The organism is Mesorhizobium sp. WSM4820, assembly GCF_055811075.1.
This window is the reverse complement of sequence record NZ_JBVVQN010000009.1, coordinates 58138-72958: the sequence shown is the minus strand read 5'-3', so window position 1 is coordinate 72958 and position 14821 is coordinate 58138. Positions and strand designations below refer to the sequence as shown.

Annotated in this window: 15 protein-coding genes; 11 read left to right on the top strand and 4 right to left on the bottom strand. The window is 62.5% G+C overall.

Annotation, left to right across the window (positions count from 1 at the left end):
- The first annotated feature begins 77 nt into the window (after positions 1–77).
- Both AC0L2R_RS16245 and AC0L2R_RS16240 read left to right on the top strand, forming a co-directional pair.
- Positions 78–728, top strand: coding sequence for a S24 family peptidase (locus AC0L2R_RS16245; RefSeq protein WP_473510160.1), 651 nt, complete (start codon positions 78–80; stop codon positions 726–728).
- 9 nt (positions 729–737) lie between these two features.
- Complete coding sequence (locus tag AC0L2R_RS16240) at positions 738–1598, top strand: thermonuclease family protein (protein WP_473510158.1); 861 nt, start codon at positions 738–740, stop codon at positions 1596–1598.
- Here the strand turns inward: AC0L2R_RS16240 and AC0L2R_RS16235 are convergent.
- A complete protein-coding gene (locus AC0L2R_RS16235) occupies positions 1561–3210 on the bottom strand; it encodes a lysine--tRNA ligase (protein WP_473510157.1) in 1650 nt (549 codons plus the stop codon). The two genes, AC0L2R_RS16240 and AC0L2R_RS16235, sit on opposite strands and share 38 nt — an antisense overlap.
- Positions 3211–3391: 181 nt before the next feature.
- On the opposite strand from AC0L2R_RS16235, the gene AC0L2R_RS16230 reads away from it, so the two are divergent.
- Entirely contained in the window at positions 3392–3802 is a 411-nt protein-coding gene (locus tag AC0L2R_RS16230) for a tellurite resistance TerB family protein (RefSeq protein ID WP_027155168.1), read from the top strand.
- Positions 3803–3866: 64 nt separating this feature from the next.
- Here the strand turns inward: AC0L2R_RS16230 and AC0L2R_RS16225 are convergent, their stop codons facing one another.
- Positions 3867–4685 carry a transporter substrate-binding domain-containing protein gene (locus AC0L2R_RS16225; protein ID WP_473510363.1) on the bottom strand — a complete coding sequence of 273 codons (819 nt, stop codon included), beginning with the start codon at positions 4683–4685 and terminating at the stop codon, positions 3867–3869.
- 291 nt (positions 4686–4976) lie between these two features.
- Here AC0L2R_RS16225 and AC0L2R_RS16220 point away from each other — a divergent pair, with 291 nt between their 5' ends.
- The 3 genes from AC0L2R_RS16220 to AC0L2R_RS16210 all read left to right on the top strand — a co-directional run bounded on the left by AC0L2R_RS16220 (position 4977) and on the right by AC0L2R_RS16210 (position 7209).
- Entirely contained in the window at positions 4977–5711 is a 735-nt protein-coding gene (locus tag AC0L2R_RS16220) for a helix-turn-helix transcriptional regulator (protein WP_091600335.1), read from the top strand.
- 97 nt (positions 5712–5808) lie between these two features.
- Positions 5809–6447, top strand: coding sequence for an acyl-homoserine-lactone synthase (locus AC0L2R_RS16215; RefSeq protein ID WP_027155170.1), 639 nt, complete (start codon positions 5809–5811; stop codon positions 6445–6447).
- Between the two features lie 15 nt (positions 6448–6462).
- Positions 6463–7209: an enoyl-CoA hydratase-related protein gene (locus AC0L2R_RS16210; protein ID WP_084646899.1), complete on the top strand. Its 747-nt coding sequence runs from the start codon at positions 6463–6465 to the stop codon at positions 7207–7209.
- Positions 7210–7280: 71 nt separating this feature from the next.
- Here AC0L2R_RS16210 and ppk2 read toward each other — a convergent pair whose 3' ends face one another.
- Entirely contained in the window at positions 7281–8189 is a 909-nt protein-coding gene (gene ppk2, locus AC0L2R_RS16205) for a polyphosphate kinase 2 (protein ID WP_473510155.1), read from the bottom strand.
- Positions 8190–8383: 194 nt separating this feature from the next.
- On the opposite strand from ppk2, the gene AC0L2R_RS16200 reads away from it, so the two are divergent.
- The 3 genes from AC0L2R_RS16200 to AC0L2R_RS16190 all read left to right on the top strand — a co-directional run bounded on the left by AC0L2R_RS16200 (position 8384) and on the right by AC0L2R_RS16190 (position 11682).
- Positions 8384–9655, top strand: a complete 1272-nt coding sequence (locus tag AC0L2R_RS16200; protein ID WP_473510153.1) for a sensor histidine kinase — start codon at positions 8384–8386, stop codon at positions 9653–9655.
- A 202-nt stretch (positions 9656–9857) separates the two neighbouring features.
- On the top strand, positions 9858–10583 hold the full coding sequence (phoU, locus tag AC0L2R_RS16195; protein ID WP_027155174.1) for a phosphate signaling complex protein PhoU: 726 nt from the start codon (positions 9858–9860) through the stop codon (positions 10581–10583).
- Between the two features lie 91 nt (positions 10584–10674).
- Positions 10675–11682: a magnesium and cobalt transport protein CorA gene (locus tag AC0L2R_RS16190; protein ID WP_473510151.1), complete on the top strand. Its 1008-nt coding sequence runs from the start codon at positions 10675–10677 to the stop codon at positions 11680–11682.
- A gap of 119 nt (positions 11683–11801) precedes the next feature.
- Here AC0L2R_RS16190 and AC0L2R_RS16185 read toward each other — a convergent pair whose 3' ends face one another.
- Positions 11802–12320: a GcrA family cell cycle regulator gene (locus tag AC0L2R_RS16185; protein WP_027155176.1), complete on the bottom strand. Its 519-nt coding sequence runs from the start codon at positions 12318–12320 to the stop codon at positions 11802–11804.
- A gap of 355 nt (positions 12321–12675) precedes the next feature.
- Between AC0L2R_RS16185 and AC0L2R_RS16180 the strand changes: the two genes are divergently transcribed.
- Both AC0L2R_RS16180 and argF read left to right on the top strand, forming a co-directional pair.
- Positions 12676–13875: an acetylornithine transaminase gene (locus AC0L2R_RS16180; protein WP_473510149.1), complete on the top strand. Its 1200-nt coding sequence runs from the start codon at positions 12676–12678 to the stop codon at positions 13873–13875.
- A gap of 16 nt (positions 13876–13891) precedes the next feature.
- Positions 13892–14803, top strand: a complete 912-nt coding sequence (gene argF, locus AC0L2R_RS16175; protein ID WP_287140871.1) for an ornithine carbamoyltransferase — start codon at positions 13892–13894, stop codon at positions 14801–14803.
- Positions 14804–14821 lie beyond the last annotated feature (18 nt).

Below are 14821 nucleotides of genomic sequence, written 5' to 3'. Positions count from 1 at the left end.
CCTTCGGTGGTGGACAAAATCACGGCCACCGGTTAGAACGGAGAAGGTATTTTTTCCTGTTCGGAAGGAGAGCAAAAGTGCTCTCGCATGACCGCGTATGGGCCGCCATCGATGCTCTCGCCGAGCGCTATTCGCTCTCGGCGTCGGGGCTGGCGAAACGCGCGGGCCTCGATTCGACCGCCTTCAACAAGTCGAAGCGGCTGTCCTCGGACGGGCGGCCGCGCTGGCCGTCGACCGAGTCGCTGGCCAAGATCATCGAGGCGACCGGCGCTTCGCTCGACGAATTCACCGGACTGGTCGAAGGCCGGGGCAAGACCGTTCCTGGATCTCTGCCGGCACAGAAATCTTCGGTGCCGCTGCTCGGCTTCGCCCAGGCCGGCGCCGGCGGCTTCTTCGACGATGCCGGCTTTCCCGTGGGGCAGGGCTGGGACCTGATCGAGCTTCCGGCACGGGCGACCGATACCTCCTATGCGCTGCAGGTCCAGGGCGATTCCATGTTGCCGCTCTACCGCAAGGGCGACGTGCTGATCGTCGAGCCGGGCGCCGCCACCCGCAAGGGCGACCGCGTCGTCGTCAAGACCAATGCTGGCGAGGTAATGGCCAAGGTGCTGGACCGTCAGACGGCGAAGTCGATCATGCTGGTCTCGCTCAATCCCGATCACCCGGATCGCGACATCCCGATGCGCGATGTCGAATGGGTGGCGCGGATTGTCTGGGCAAGCCAGTAGGGGCCGCCGATGCGTCCGGTTCATGCAGCCGCCGCGGTGTTGACGATCCTGGCAATGGGGGCTGTGATTGCCGCCGGTGGCCGCGCCGTGCTGCAGGACGAAAATGGGCGCGTCGCGGCTCGGGCACAGGCCGGCATCGCGGCGCAATCCCAAGCGCCCGCCACACCAGCGATTCCGCAGCCCAAGGTGGTACGGCCGGAGGTATATTCCAGGGCCATCGATCCCAAAGTCGTCGCGCCGCCGCAGCTTCAGCCCGAAGAGCTTGAACGGGTCGAGCCGCGCGCGCCGCTGAGTGAGCTGGCGCTGGCCGGACCGCCCAAGCCGCCCAAAACGAAAATGCCCGACGACTTCAACGGGACAAAACTGTTCCAGCCGGTTGCATCGGCCGCCGGTGTGATCGAGGCCAAGGGCTACTCCGTCGCGATTTCCGGGGTCGACATCGTCGGGCAGGACGAAACTTGCACCGACGGCGGCAAGTCCTGGACGTGTGGCACCCGGGCGCGAACGGCGTTCCGTGCCTTCCTGCGCGGTCGGGCGGTGGTCTGCACGGTGCCACCCGAGGGCGGCCGCGACCTGATCACCGCCGAATGCCGCGTCGGCAACCAGGATGTCGGCCAGTGGTTGATCGAAAACGGCTGGGCGCGCGCCGTCAAAGGTGGCCCTTATGTCGAGGCCGGCGAGAAGGCGCGTACGGCGAAGAAGGGCATTTTCGGGCCGGCGCCCAGTCTCTCCGGCCTGCCTTCGGCGCCAGCCCCCTTTGCGGCCACAGCGCAGCCGACGCAGCCGATTCTCGAGCCTTCGGCGGCGGCTACGCCGCCAACCGATTCGTCGGCTACGCCGCCAACTGACCGGCCAGCGCCTTCTGAATGAGCGCGCGGGTTTCTGCGATGCCGTAGAGTGCGGCGAAGGAACCGAAGCGCGGGCCGCGCTCCTGTCCGATCAAAATCTGGTAGATCATCTGGAAGAAGGCGACGGAGACGCCTGGCCCGCCTTCCGGGCTCTGCTTCGAATGGTCCTGATAGCGCTCGATCTTGCGCGCGACGTTGAGCGCGGTATTCTGGATCGCCTCGCCATCGGCATCTGTCGGCAATGCGGCGAGCGCTTCGGACAGTTTCGTCAGCGCCTCGCGCTCGACCGCATCGGCGGCCCGGTACACCTTGGCCGGCTTCACGAAATCGTCGAAATAGCGGATCGCATATTCGGCCAGCCGGTCGAGCTCGGGATGGGTCTTCGGCGTCACGCCTGAGGTGTGGCGCAAAATGAACCCCCACAGCACGTCCTTGTTCTGGGCGTTCGAGGCGCTGACCAGATTGAGCAGCAGCGCGAACGACACCGGCAGGTCGACGACAGGCGGATTGCCGTCATGCATGTGCCAGACGGGATTTCCCAGCCGCTCCTTCCACTCCTGCCGGCGATAGGCGGACAGAAAGGCGTAATACTCGTCCACCGCCTTCGGAATGACGTCGAAATAGAGCTTCTTGGCCTGCCTCGGCCGCTGGTACATATAGAGCTCGAGGCTTTCGGTCGGCGCGTAGGTCAGCCACTCGTCTATGGTCAGTCCGTTACCCTTCGACTTCGAAATCTTCTGGCCGTTCTCGTCCAGGAACAGCTCATAGACGAAATGCTCGGGAGCGCGCCCGCCCAGGATATTGCAGATACGGTCGTAGATCACCGCATTCGTCTGGTGGTCTTTGCCGAACATTTCGAAATCGACGCCGAGCGCCGCCCAGCGCATGCCGAAATCCGGCTTCCACTGCAGCTTCACCCTGCCGCCGGTTATGGGCAGCGTGGTTTCGGTGCCGTCATCGTCGAAGGTGATCGTGCCGGCCTTAGCGTCGACATGCTTCATGGGGACGTAAAGCACGCGGCCACTTTTGGGGGAAATCGGCAAGAACGGACTGTAGGTCGCCTGACGCTCCTCTCCGAGCGTCGGCAGCATCACGTCCATGATCTTGTCGAAACGTTCGGCAGCGCGCAGCAGGACGTCGTCGAAACGGCCAGCCTTGTAGTATTCCGTCGCGCTGGCGAACTCATAGTCGAAGCCGAACGTGTCCAGGAAACGGCAAAGCATCGCGTTGTTGTGGTCTGCGAAGCTCGCATAGTCGCCGCCGAAAGGATTGGGGACGGACGAGAGCGGCTTGTGCAGGTGCGGCTCGAGTGCGGCGCGATCGGGGACGTTGTCCGGAATCTTGCGCATGCCGTCCATGTCGTCGGAAAAGCACAAGATCTTGGTCTTGACCGTGTCCCGGGTGAGGACGCGGAAGGCGTGGCGCACCATCGAGGTGCGTGCGACCTCGCCGAAAGTACCGATGTGCGGCAGCCCCGACGGACCGTAGCCGGTCTCAAACAGGACGGTCTCGGGAAAGTCAGTGCCTTTGTAGCGCTCGACGATCTTCCTGGCTTCCTCGAACGGCCACGCCTTGCTTTCAGCCGCTGCCGCAAGCACCTCGGGATTGAGATCGATGATGTTTGATCCCGCCATGTCACTGTTTTCCAAATTATTCGCCGGCATCGCCGCAAAAAGGGGCCGCAAGAAGGGGCCAGACGATTGTTTCAACCGGTCTCTAGGCGTGCCTGCCGTGGGCGTCAACGATCGCGGCGCTTTTTCCTTGCGACGTCGGTGCCGCGTTTCTAACTTCGGAGCCCGTTTGAGGAGTTGTTAAATGCCATTGCCGCCGCACGAAGCCCTGATCCATCTGATGGTAATAACCTCCGCGTCCGATCGCGACATGACCGATGTCGAATTGGCGCGGATCGGCGACGTCGTCCGCTCATGGCCGGTGTTCGAGGATTTCGACCACGACCGGCTGGTCGGCGTCGCCCAGGACTGCCAGAAGCTGCTGCACGAAAAGGACGGGTTGGAAGGCGTTTTGGCGCACGTCGCTGAAGCACTGCCCGAGCGCCTGCTTGACACCGCCTATGCCGCAGCCTTCGAGGTTGCGGCGGTCGACCTCGAAATGCGCCTGGAGGAGGTGAGGGTGCTGCAGCTTATCCGTCGCCAGCTCGATCTCGACACGCTCACCGTCGCCGCCATCGCCCGTGCTGCCAAGGCTCGCCTGCGCACGCTGACTTGATCCAGACCCCAACGGATCAGAAAAAGCTGACCGGGCCGGATCAGAAAAAGCTGACCGGGCCGGATCAGAAAAAACTGACCGGGAAATAGCGCAGATAGAATTCGGCGAAGATGCCCTTCACCGAAATCTCCTGCAGTGCGTAGTCGAACGCTGCGGCCAGCGCTGGATCGTTGGCCCTGGTAGCGATGGCCATGCCCGACCCCAGATATTCGGGCGCCAGATAGGGACCGCCGGCAAAGCGGCAGCAGGCTGCGGAATTCGAACTGCCCAGCCAGAAGGCGAAGCGCATGCCGTCGCCGAAGCCGGCGTCGACCTTGCCGGCCTTGAGACCGTCGTAGAGCTCTTCCAGCTGCGCGAAAGGAACGACCTGGACGGTGCCGAAGTAATCGCGCAGCATCCGCTCATGCGCGGAGCCTGCGACCACGCCGACGCGCTTGCCACGCAGTCTGTCGAAGACAGGCTCCGTGAGCGCCTTTGCCTTCGGCATGATGAAGCGCGCCGGAAACTGCAGGTAGGAACGCGAGAAAGCATATTTCGACCGCGACTCCGGCGTGGCGGCAATGCCGGCAATGATCGCTTCGCCTTCGCCCTTTTGCAGCGCCCCTTCGAGCTCGGCCCAAGGCAGCGCCTGGATCTGGCATTTTTCGGCGATGCCGAGTTCGGCGCAGATCGCGCGCGCCAGATCGACGTGGAAGCCGGACAAGCGGCCCGCCCCGTCGAGGAAGTTGAACGGCGGGAAATCGGTGGTGGTCAGGAATCTCAGACGCGGCAGCGCGGAAAGGTCAGGCTTCGGCAGCCGCTCCTTGGCATCCCACAGCACCGGCACTTGCGGCTCCGCGGCACGCGCTCCCGTGAGCCACGCTGCCCCCGTCATTGCCAGCATCAAGACGATGGTCATCCACCGAATTGCCACGATCGAGCTCCGCCCTGTCCTGTCCAATGTGGCTTTTGGTACGAAAATGCCACAGGCACAACGGTTTTTGATTTCATCACGCCGATTTAGGGCTATGCTTCGGCGAGCTTGCAAACATGTGTGGCGGTCGGCTGGAGGGTAGCCGCAAGCCGCTGCAAACTGAGGGGAGCAGGTTTGTAATCCGGGGTCGAGGGCAAAGTGCGGGTCAAGCACTGGGCCGTTGATCTCAACGCGGGAAGGCAACATGGGGTAGATGTTGCAATGGGCCATTTCGATCGCACACTGGAATTCATAGATCAGCTGCAGCACGCCGATACGGCGGCCGCGGTCTGCGAAAAACTGCTTGGCATAACCTCGGAGTTCGGCCTGACGGCGCTGATGGCCGGAACGGTTCCGCAACCGGGCACGCCAAGAGGCCAGCAAAAGGACCATGTGCTGCTTTGCGAGTGGCCGGGAGAATGGCTGGAGCGCTATGTGGCGCGCAACTATGTCGACCATGACCCCGTTGTCAGCCACATGAAGCAGCTGCAGGCGCCGTTCCAGTGGCGGGAAGCGTCCCAGAGCATCCGCATCGACAAGAGCAGCGGCGAAGTGATGGGCGACGCCGGCGAATTCAAGCTGCGCGACGGATTGGCCTTCCCGCTGATCACGCTCGATGGCCAGATCGTCATGGTGTCGCTGGGCGGCGAGGCCGTCGAATTGTCGGGCGCCGATTTTGGGCTGGTGTCGCTGGTGGCGACCTATGCGATTGGCCGCGCCATGCAGATCCACACGATGGCGGCCAAGACCGTCGACCACCACGTCGAACTGACGCCGCGTGAGCGCGAATGCATGCAATGGGCCGCCGTCGGCAAGTCCGAATGGGAGATTTCACAGATTCTCGGCATTTCGGAACACACATCAGAGAAACACCTTCTTAACGCCAAAAGCAAACTCGGTGCCGTCAACCGGGTGCAGGCGGTCGCGGAAGCGATAAGGCGCGGCTATATTAGCTAGCTCGGCCGTGCCGGCCTAGAAATTCTTGCCTACGTGATCGCGTAATTTCCTCGGGACAGCCCGGCCGTATCTTCCTATTGAACCTAGGAGACGGCAGATGCTTTTTTCCCTTACAACACAGGAACTTATGGAACGTCCCGACCTTTGGGAGGCCGTTCATCGCTTACGCTACAAGATTTTCGTCGAGGAGATGGGGTGGACCGATCTGCAGCGCCCCGACGGCCTTGAGATCGATCAGTTCGACCATGACGAGGCGGTGCATCAGCTCGTCATCCGCAATGGCGAGCTCGCCGGTTATCAGCGGATGTTGCCGACAACGCGTGCGCATCTTCTGACCGAGGTGCTGGCGGACCTCTTTGAAGGCACGCCGCCATCCGGGCCGAACGTGTGGGAACTGACCCGCTATGCGGTCGCGCCGGGCTTTCGTGACGGCAAGCGCGGCGTCTCGACGGTCGGCACCGAGCTCATTGCCGGCTTCGTCGAGTGGGGGCTGAAGCGGAATGTCAACCAGGTGATCATCGAGTTCGAACCGATGTGGGTCCTGCGGGCGCTGCAGTTGCACTTCTTGGCGAAACCGCTTGGCTACCAGCGCACCTATGGCAACCAGCAGGTCGTCGCCACACTGCTCACCTTCAACGAGCACACGCTTGAGGTGGTGCGGTCGCGTCGCAGTCATTTCGCGCCGGTTCTGGCCAGGGGATATCCCGACAGGCTCGGAATGAGGCAGGCCTCGTGAGAATTGGAGACAGCCATGAACATCCACCCGCAAACAGAGTTCCGCAATCATTCGTTGATCGTCACGGTGTCGTCGGATGACGGCCGGCCGGTGCTGGACGGGCGAGCCTATGAAAGCCTGGCCAGGATCTTCCACGAAGCTGCAATCGACGATGATGTGCGCGTCGTGGTGCTGCGCGGCCTCGCCGGCTGCTTCTGCCTCGGCGGCGATTTCTCCGAGTTCCTCGACGCCACCAAGCATCAACGGTTGATCGCTGCCGTCACCGACATGTTCCGCACGTTGGCGACGTTCCCCAAACCGGTCCTTGCCTGTGTCGACGGCGACGCCGTCGGTGTCGGCTGCACCATCCTGTTCCACTGCGACATGGTGATCGCATCTGACGAAAGCACGTTCCGGGTGCCGTTCGTCGATTTCGGCCTCGTGCCGGACGCGGCGACCAGCATCCTGGCGCCGCAGAAACTCGGTTATGCCGGCGCTTTCCGCTTCTTCTGCCTGGGCGACACGCTCAGTGCCGCGGACGCCAGGATGCTGGGCCTGGTCACGGAGATCGTGGTCGGCGACGTCGAGGAAGCCGCACTTGGCAGAGCCAGGCAACTCGCCAAGAAGCCGGTTGCCGCACTGCTGCAGACGCGCGACCTGCTCAAGGGCGACACAGGCGCACTCTGCGATCGCATCGACCAGGAGATTTCGCTATTTCAGCAGGCTTTGCAGGACGATACCACACTGCGGCGGCTGCAGCGGATTGCCCGGCTGGCGGCATGAGACGTCATTCGGCAGAATGACAGGAATATCCGGAATCGTGCCGCGCGTCCTTGGGGGCGCGCGGCAGCGCTTCAGGCCTGTCTTCCCAGGAACGAAGGCGCTTCCCCGATGATCTTCTTGTCTTCCTTGCCGATGGCGTCGAGATCGCGGCCGTCATAGGGAAGCGACAACAGGATGCGCCGGATGATGGCAAGTCGCGCGCGCCGCTTGTCGTTGGCCTGGATGATGATCCAGGGCGCGAATTCCTTATGGGTGCGTTCGAACATGAGATCGCGCGCCTTGGTGTAATCGTCCCATTTGGCGATGCCGGCAATATCGATCGGCGAGAATTTCCAGTTCTTCAAAGGACTCCAGCGGCGATCGTGAAACCGCTCAAGCTGTGTTTCCCGACCGATGTTCAGCCAGAATTTGAAGAAATGGATGCCCTCGTTGCAGATCATCCGTTCAAAATACGGCGTCTCGTCCAGGAATTTCTGATGCTGCTCCGGCGTGCAGAAGCCCATGACCGGCTCAACGCCGGCGCGATTGTACCAGGAGCGGTCGAAGGTGACGAACTCGCCGGATGTCGGAAAGTGCGCGACATAGCGCTGGAAATACCATTGCCCGATTTCGGTTGGGCTAGGCTTGGTCAGCGCCACGTTGCGCGCTGTCCTGGGGTTCATGTACTGGCGCAGCGCGAAGATCGTGCCGCCCTTGCCGGCGGCATCGCGTCCTTCGAACAGCGACATCACCCGCTTGCCCGTCGATTGCAGCCATGCCTGCGCCTTGACCAACTCGATCTGCAGCCGCTCGAGCGTCTCGTCATACTCGTCGCTTTTCATTTTCTTGTCGTAGGGGTAGCCGCCGGCGGTCAGCTTGTTGTCCTCGATCCAGTCAGGAAGCTTGGGATCCTCGATGTCGAACTCGAACTCCTTGCCGTTGATCCGGATCTTTTGCGGACCTGGAACAGGCGCGGCGGCATTTTCCCTAGGGTTTTTCATCGAGACGAACCTTTCCAGCTTCTGGACTCATGCTATTGGGAGCCTTACTGCATCGGCCCGAAAATCGGAATCGATTTTCGAAAGGAACGATGCAGCAGATTTAGTGATAGCGCCGGTCAGCGGGAAGTTTCCAACCGGCCGGCCGGGGGTGGGGACGGAGGCACAGTGGCGCGAATGGCTGACAGTAGCTGACAATGGCTGATATGGGCGGCGCAGAACAGCGAACCACGGCGCAAGCCGTCGCCACCCGGTTGTGGAACAGCCGCTGGCTGCTTGCGGCCGGCATCGTCGCGGTCTTGACGGTCTATGGTTTCGCAAACATGTCCTTCTATGTGGTGCTGCTGGCATGTGCTGTGCTGCTGCTCGCCGCCGCGATGCTGCCGGCCGGCGTAGCGCGCCAATCCGCGGAGGATGCCGCGGCGATCGAGGCAGGCGGGCTACAACAGCTGTCGGGAGAATATCTGGCGGCTGCCGTTGCCGATCCGCTGATCATCTTCGATCGCACCGCGACGATTGTCCATGCCAACGCCGCCGCCTTCGCCGCCTTCGGCGGCATCGCACCGGGCATGTCGCTGTCGCTGAAATTCCGCGCGCCCGAGATGCAGGCCTTGCTGGACAGTATCCTGTCGGGCGCCGCCGCTTCGGACGTCGTCGAATATACCGAAAAGCTGCCGGTCGAACGGGCCTATCGCGTGAGTGCATCTTCGGTCGGCCACGGCACCGACCTCTATGTGCTGGTCTTCAAGGACCAGAGCGAGGCGCGCCGGATCGACCGGATGCGGGCCGACTTCATCGCCAATGCCAGCCATGAGCTGCGAACTCCGCTCGCCTCGATCTCCGGTTTCATCGAGACGCTGCGCGGCCCGGCCCGCAATGACCCGGCGGCGCGCGAGCAGTTCCTGCAGATCATGCACAACCAGACCGGCCGCATGGCGCGCCTGATCGACGACCTGCTGTCGCTTTCGCGGCTGGAGATGAAACCCTATCTGAAGCCGGGAACCGAGGTCGATCTCCGCCAGACCCTCGACAGCGTCATCGATTCGCTGGGTCCGCTTGCGCGGGAAAACGGCGTTGCCATCGAGCGGGATTTCGCGAAAGGACCACTCAATGTGCCGGGGGATCGCGATGAACTTTTCCAGGTTTTCGAAAATCTGCTGGAAAACGCCTGCAAATATGGACAGTCGGGTGGACGTGTCGTGGTGACGATTGCCCACAGCGATGACGGTCCCGAACCCGGCATCGACGTCGCCATCCGGGACTTTGGCCCCGGCATTCCCGAGGAGCACATCCCGCGCATCACCGAACGTTTCTACCGCGTCGATGTCGAAAACAGCCGGACCCAGAAGGGCACCGGCCTTGGCCTGTCCATCGTCAAGCATATCCTGACGCGCCACAACGCCAGGCTGTCGATCAAGTCAGAGGTCGGCAACGGCGCAGCTTTCACGGTGCATTTGCCGGTGCACTGACACCTCGCTATCTAAGCACGCGCCGGTCCGAGTACCGGAAGACTTTAGGGCCACCGGATGCGTGGATACAGGACTTTAGAGCCTACTCTGTGGCCTAGTGGACGCACGTCGCTCTAACGGTTTCTTTTTTCTGTCATCCGGCTAGCGTATCAGCGGGGATTCGAGGAACGACTCGGACCAGAAGACCCTGGAAGGCATCTCCATGCAGTCCGTGCACATCGTCAGCGCCTATGACGAGGAGCTGAAATATCTGTCGAAGCGCATTGCCGCGATGGGCGGGCATGCCGAACGCATGGTCGAACAGGCGATTGCGGCCCTGGTCAACGCCGACCCTGGCCTTGCCCAGAAGGTCATCCGCGACGATGCCGTTCTGGACCAGGGGCAGCGCGAGATCGACGACAAGGCGATCATCATCATCGCCAAGCGCCAGCCGATGGCGACGGATTTGCGCGAGATCGTCGGCGCGATCCGCATCTCGGCGGATCTCGAGCGGGTCGGCGACCTCGGCAAGAATGTCGCCAAGCGCGTGGTTGCCGTCATAGAAGGGCGCCAGCCGACCAGCCTGTTCCGCGGCATCGCGGCCTTAGCCGACCTGGCGTTGACGCAGCTCAAGGAAGTGCTCGACGTCTATGCGTCGCGCTCGGTGGAAAAGATCGGCTTCGTGCGTGACCGCGACGATCAGATCGACGCCGTGTACACCTCGCTGTTTCGCGAGTTGCTGACCTACATGATGGAAGATCCGCGCAACATCACGCCCTGCACGCACCTGCTGTTCTGCGCCAAGAACATCGAGCGGATCGGCGACCACGCCACCAATATCGCCGAGACGATCTACTACATCGTCACCGGCGACCAGATGCCGGCCGAGCGGCCGAAGGGCGACAAGACAGACAAGATTGTGCTTCCCGCAACGCTACCGGCGAAGTGAACGGCTGCCTCTCGAACCCATTGCTGATTTAGGGTAAGCTTTACCGAACGTTCCTGATCCTGACCCGAGGCCATGCCTCCAGGAGGTAGCGATGGAAACCGTTCGGAACCTGACGCCGGTCCCGCCGACATCGGCCATCGTCGCTTCCAGCGTCTATACCGCCGGCCGGCGTGTCGCCGACATTCCGATCGAGGAAGCCGGCGAATGGGCCAAGAAGCCAGGTCATGTCGTCTGGATCGGCCTGCTGGAACCGGACCGCGACCTCTTGCTTCGTGTCCAGGCGCAATTCCACCTGCACGATCTGGCGATCGAGGACGCCGAGCATCCGCATCAGCGGCCGAAGATCGAGCAATATGGCGATGCGTTGTTCATCGTTGCCCGCACGGCTCAACTGATCGACAGGCGCGTCACCTTCGGCGAGACGCATCTGTTCGTCGGCGCCGGCTACATCGTCAGCGTCAGGCACGGTCCGTCGACTTCTTATGCCGCCGTTCGCCAGCATTGGGAAAGCTGCCCGCATTCGCTAGCCAAAGGCGAGGATTTCGTCCTCTATGCCATTCTCGATTTCATCGTCGACAACTACATGCCGGTGCTTGAGCAGATCGAGGACGAGGTCGAGGCGATCGAGGACAGGGTTCTGCTGAAGCCGATGGCCGGCTCCGACATAGAGCGGCTCTACATGCTGCGCCGCGATCTCTTGCGCCTGCGCAACGCCGCGCTGCCACTGGTGGAAGTCTGCCGCCGGTTGACCAGCGCCGACCTGCCGCAGATCCATGCGGCCATGCACCCGCTGTTCCGCGACGTCACCGACCACATCCGCACCGTCCAGGAGAAGATCGACAGCTTGCGGGAGGTGCTCGCATTTGCCTTCGAGGCGAGCCTCCTGGTTGGCCAGAGCCAGGAAACGGCGATCACCAAGAAGCTCGCCTCATGGGCTGCAATCCTGGCGGTGCCGACGGCGCTCGCAGGCATCTACGGCATGAACTTCAACGACATGCCGGAACTTAGGATGGAATATGGCTACCCGGTCGTTCTGGGAGCGATTATTTTGGTCTGCTCGGTTCTCTACTGGCGCTTCCGCAAGAGCGGCTGGCTGTGAAAGAGAAGGGAGTAAGGGAGTAGGGCAGTAAGGGAGTATGTAGTGCGTTGCCTTGCCAAGGTCGCACTCACTAAGCCTGATCTTTACCTACTCCCATACTGCCCTACTCCCTTATTCCCTTATCTGCTCCGCCGCCGCTCCGAAGCGGGCTGAAACGCAACGCGGGCGTGATACTTGCAATAGGGTCCGGTTTCGGCCGCGTCGTTGCCGCAGAAATGGAACTCCTCCGAAAGCGGATCGCCATTCGGCCATTTGCATGTCCGCTCGGTCAATTCGACGAGCTGCAGATGCCGCGAGATCGGCACGACAACATTCTCGACCGGACGGACATAATGACGCGTCACCGGTACGGCGTCGAATTGCGCCTGCAGCGCGGTCGCGCCGATCGACGTGGTGATATGCCGCGCAGTGCTCGCCGCCCGCGACACCGATTTCTGCACGGTCGATCCCTGCACGCTCTTCTTCTGGCGTGCCGGCGTGGCAGTGGCGCGTCCGCGGCCCGACAGTTTCAGCCGATGCACCTTGCCGATGACAGCATTGCGGCTGACACCCCCAAGCTGTGCGGCGATCTGGCTGGCGCTCAGCCCCTCCGACCACAATTTTCTAAGAAGTTCGACCCGCTCGTCAGTCCAATTCATGAGACCGCGCTCCTGCTGAAATGTGCGGCGATCGGAATCCTTCCACGATCCGGCTTCCGCCGGGCAGACACCACATATATCGGGTGATTAGGTCCGCCGCACGAAATCTAGTTATTTCTCGACCTACAATTACCTTATGCGCTGACTCGGTGACAAGAGTCCGAGGGCCAACACGAATCGGTTTTTTCGGTTTTCCCCAACTTGCCCGGTCGCTGATGAGCCGGCGTCTCGCTGGAAGGCTTGCCGCGTGTCCTTGCGCGACGTTTTCGTTGACTTCAAGGCCGAAAAACACGATAAGCCGCAAAGGCCGCCGCTTTGGCGGCTTTTTGATTTTCCGGTTCCGGAGACGCATATAATGAGCGGTTCGGCGCTTTTCGAGACCTTTACCCGCGCACCCCTGGCCTTCGACCATGGGGAAGGCACTTGGCTGGTCACCGACAAGGGCGAGCGATATCTCGATTTTGGCGGCGGCGTTGCCGTGAATTCGCTGGGCCACAGCCATCCACATCTGGTCTCGGCACTCACCGAGCAGGCGGCCAAGCTCTGGCATGTCTCCAACCTCTACGAGATTCCGGGGCAGAGCCGTCTGGGCGAGCGGCTGGCCGACGCCACCTTCGCCGACAAGGTGTTCTTCACCAATTCCGGCGCCGAGGCGCTGGAATGCGCCATCAAGACGGCGCGGCGCTACCATTTCGTCAAGGGCCATCCCGAGCGCTTTCGCATCATCACCTTCGAAGGCGCCTTTCATGGCCGCACGCTGGCGACCATCGCCGCCGGCGGCCAGTACAAATACCTGGAAGGTTTCGGCCCCAAGGTCGAAGGTTTCGACCAGGTCGGCTTCGACGACATCGACGCCGTCGAAAAGGCGATCACATCAGAGACCGCCGCGATCCTGATCGAGCCGGTGCAGGGCGAGGGCGGTATCCGCCCAGTGCCGACGCAGTCGCTGAAGCGGCTGAGGCAACTCTGCGAACAGCATGATCTGCTGCTGATCTTCGACGAGGTCCAGTGCGGCATCGGCCGCACCGGAAAACTGTTCGCGCATGAATGGGCTGGCGTCACGCCCGACATCATGGCTGTCGCCAAGGGCATCGGCGGCGGCTTCCCGGTGGGCGCCTGCCTCGCCACCGACGAGGCCGCCGTCGGCATGACCGCCGGCGTGCACGGCACCACTTTCGGCGGCAATCCGCTGGCGATGGCGGTCGGCAACGCCGTGCTCGACGTCGTGCTGGAAGACGGCTTTCTGGAGGATGTGCAGCGCAAGGCGTTGCTGCTGAAGCAGGGGCTGGCGGGTGTCGCCGACGAATTTCCCGATGTCATCGAAGACATCAGAGGCAGCGGCCTGATGCTCGGCCTGAAATGCGCCGCGCCCAACACCAAGGTGAACATGGCGTTGCGCGACCAGCATCTGCTGGCGGTTCCGGCCGGCGACAACGTTCTTCGCCTGCTGCCGCCGCTCACCGTCACCGACGCCGAGATCCATGCGGCGCTCGACCGCATCCGCGCCGGCGCCCGGGGCCTGTCGGACGCCATCGCCGCGGCTGCGGCGAAATAACAGTCGGAAGACCCACATGAGCCTTCGCCATTTCACCGATCTTTCCGCCGTTTCCGAGGGCGATCTGCGCCTTATGCTGGACGATGCCGTCGTGCGAAAGGCAAGGCTCAAGGCTGGCGAGCGGACAAAACCGCTTGAAGGCAAGGTGCTGGCGATGATCTTCGACAAGCCGTCGACGCGCACGCGCGTGTCCTTCGACGTCGGCATGCGCCAGCTCGGCGGCGAGACCATCATGCTGACCGGCGCCGAGATGCAGCTCGGCCGCTCCGAAACCATCGCCGACACGGCCAAGGTGCTGTCGCGCTATGTCGATGCGATCATGATCCGCACCACGTCGCATGACCGGCTGCTGGAGCTGACCGAGAACGCCACCGTCCCCGTCATCAACGGGTTGACCGACGATACCCATCCCTGCCAGCTGATGGCCGACATCATGACCTTCGAGGAGCATCGCGGCCCGGTCGCCGGCAAGACCATCGCCTGGACCGGCGACGGCAACAACGTGCTGCATTCACTGCTGGAGGCCTCGGCGCGGTTCCGCTTCAACCTCAACGTCGCCGTGCCGGAAGGCAGCGAGCCGGCGCAGAAGCATGTCGACTGGTCGAGGGCGCATGGCGGCAAGTTGAACTTCACCCGCTCGCCCGAGGAGGCCGTCAACGAGGCCGACTGTGTCGTTACCGATTGCTGGGTGTCGATGGGCCAGGAGCACCGTGCTCGCGGCCACAATGTCTTCTCACCCTATCAGGTCAATGCGGCACTGATGGCGAAGGCAAAGCCCGACGCGTTGTTCATGCACTGCCTGCCGGCGCATCGCGGCGAGGAGGTCACCGACGAAGTCATCGACGGCCCGCATTCGGTGGTGTTCGACGAGGCCGAGAACCGGCTCCACGCCCAGAAGGCGGTTTTGGCCTGGTGCCTCGGCGCTTGATCCGGGCCGCTGTGATCC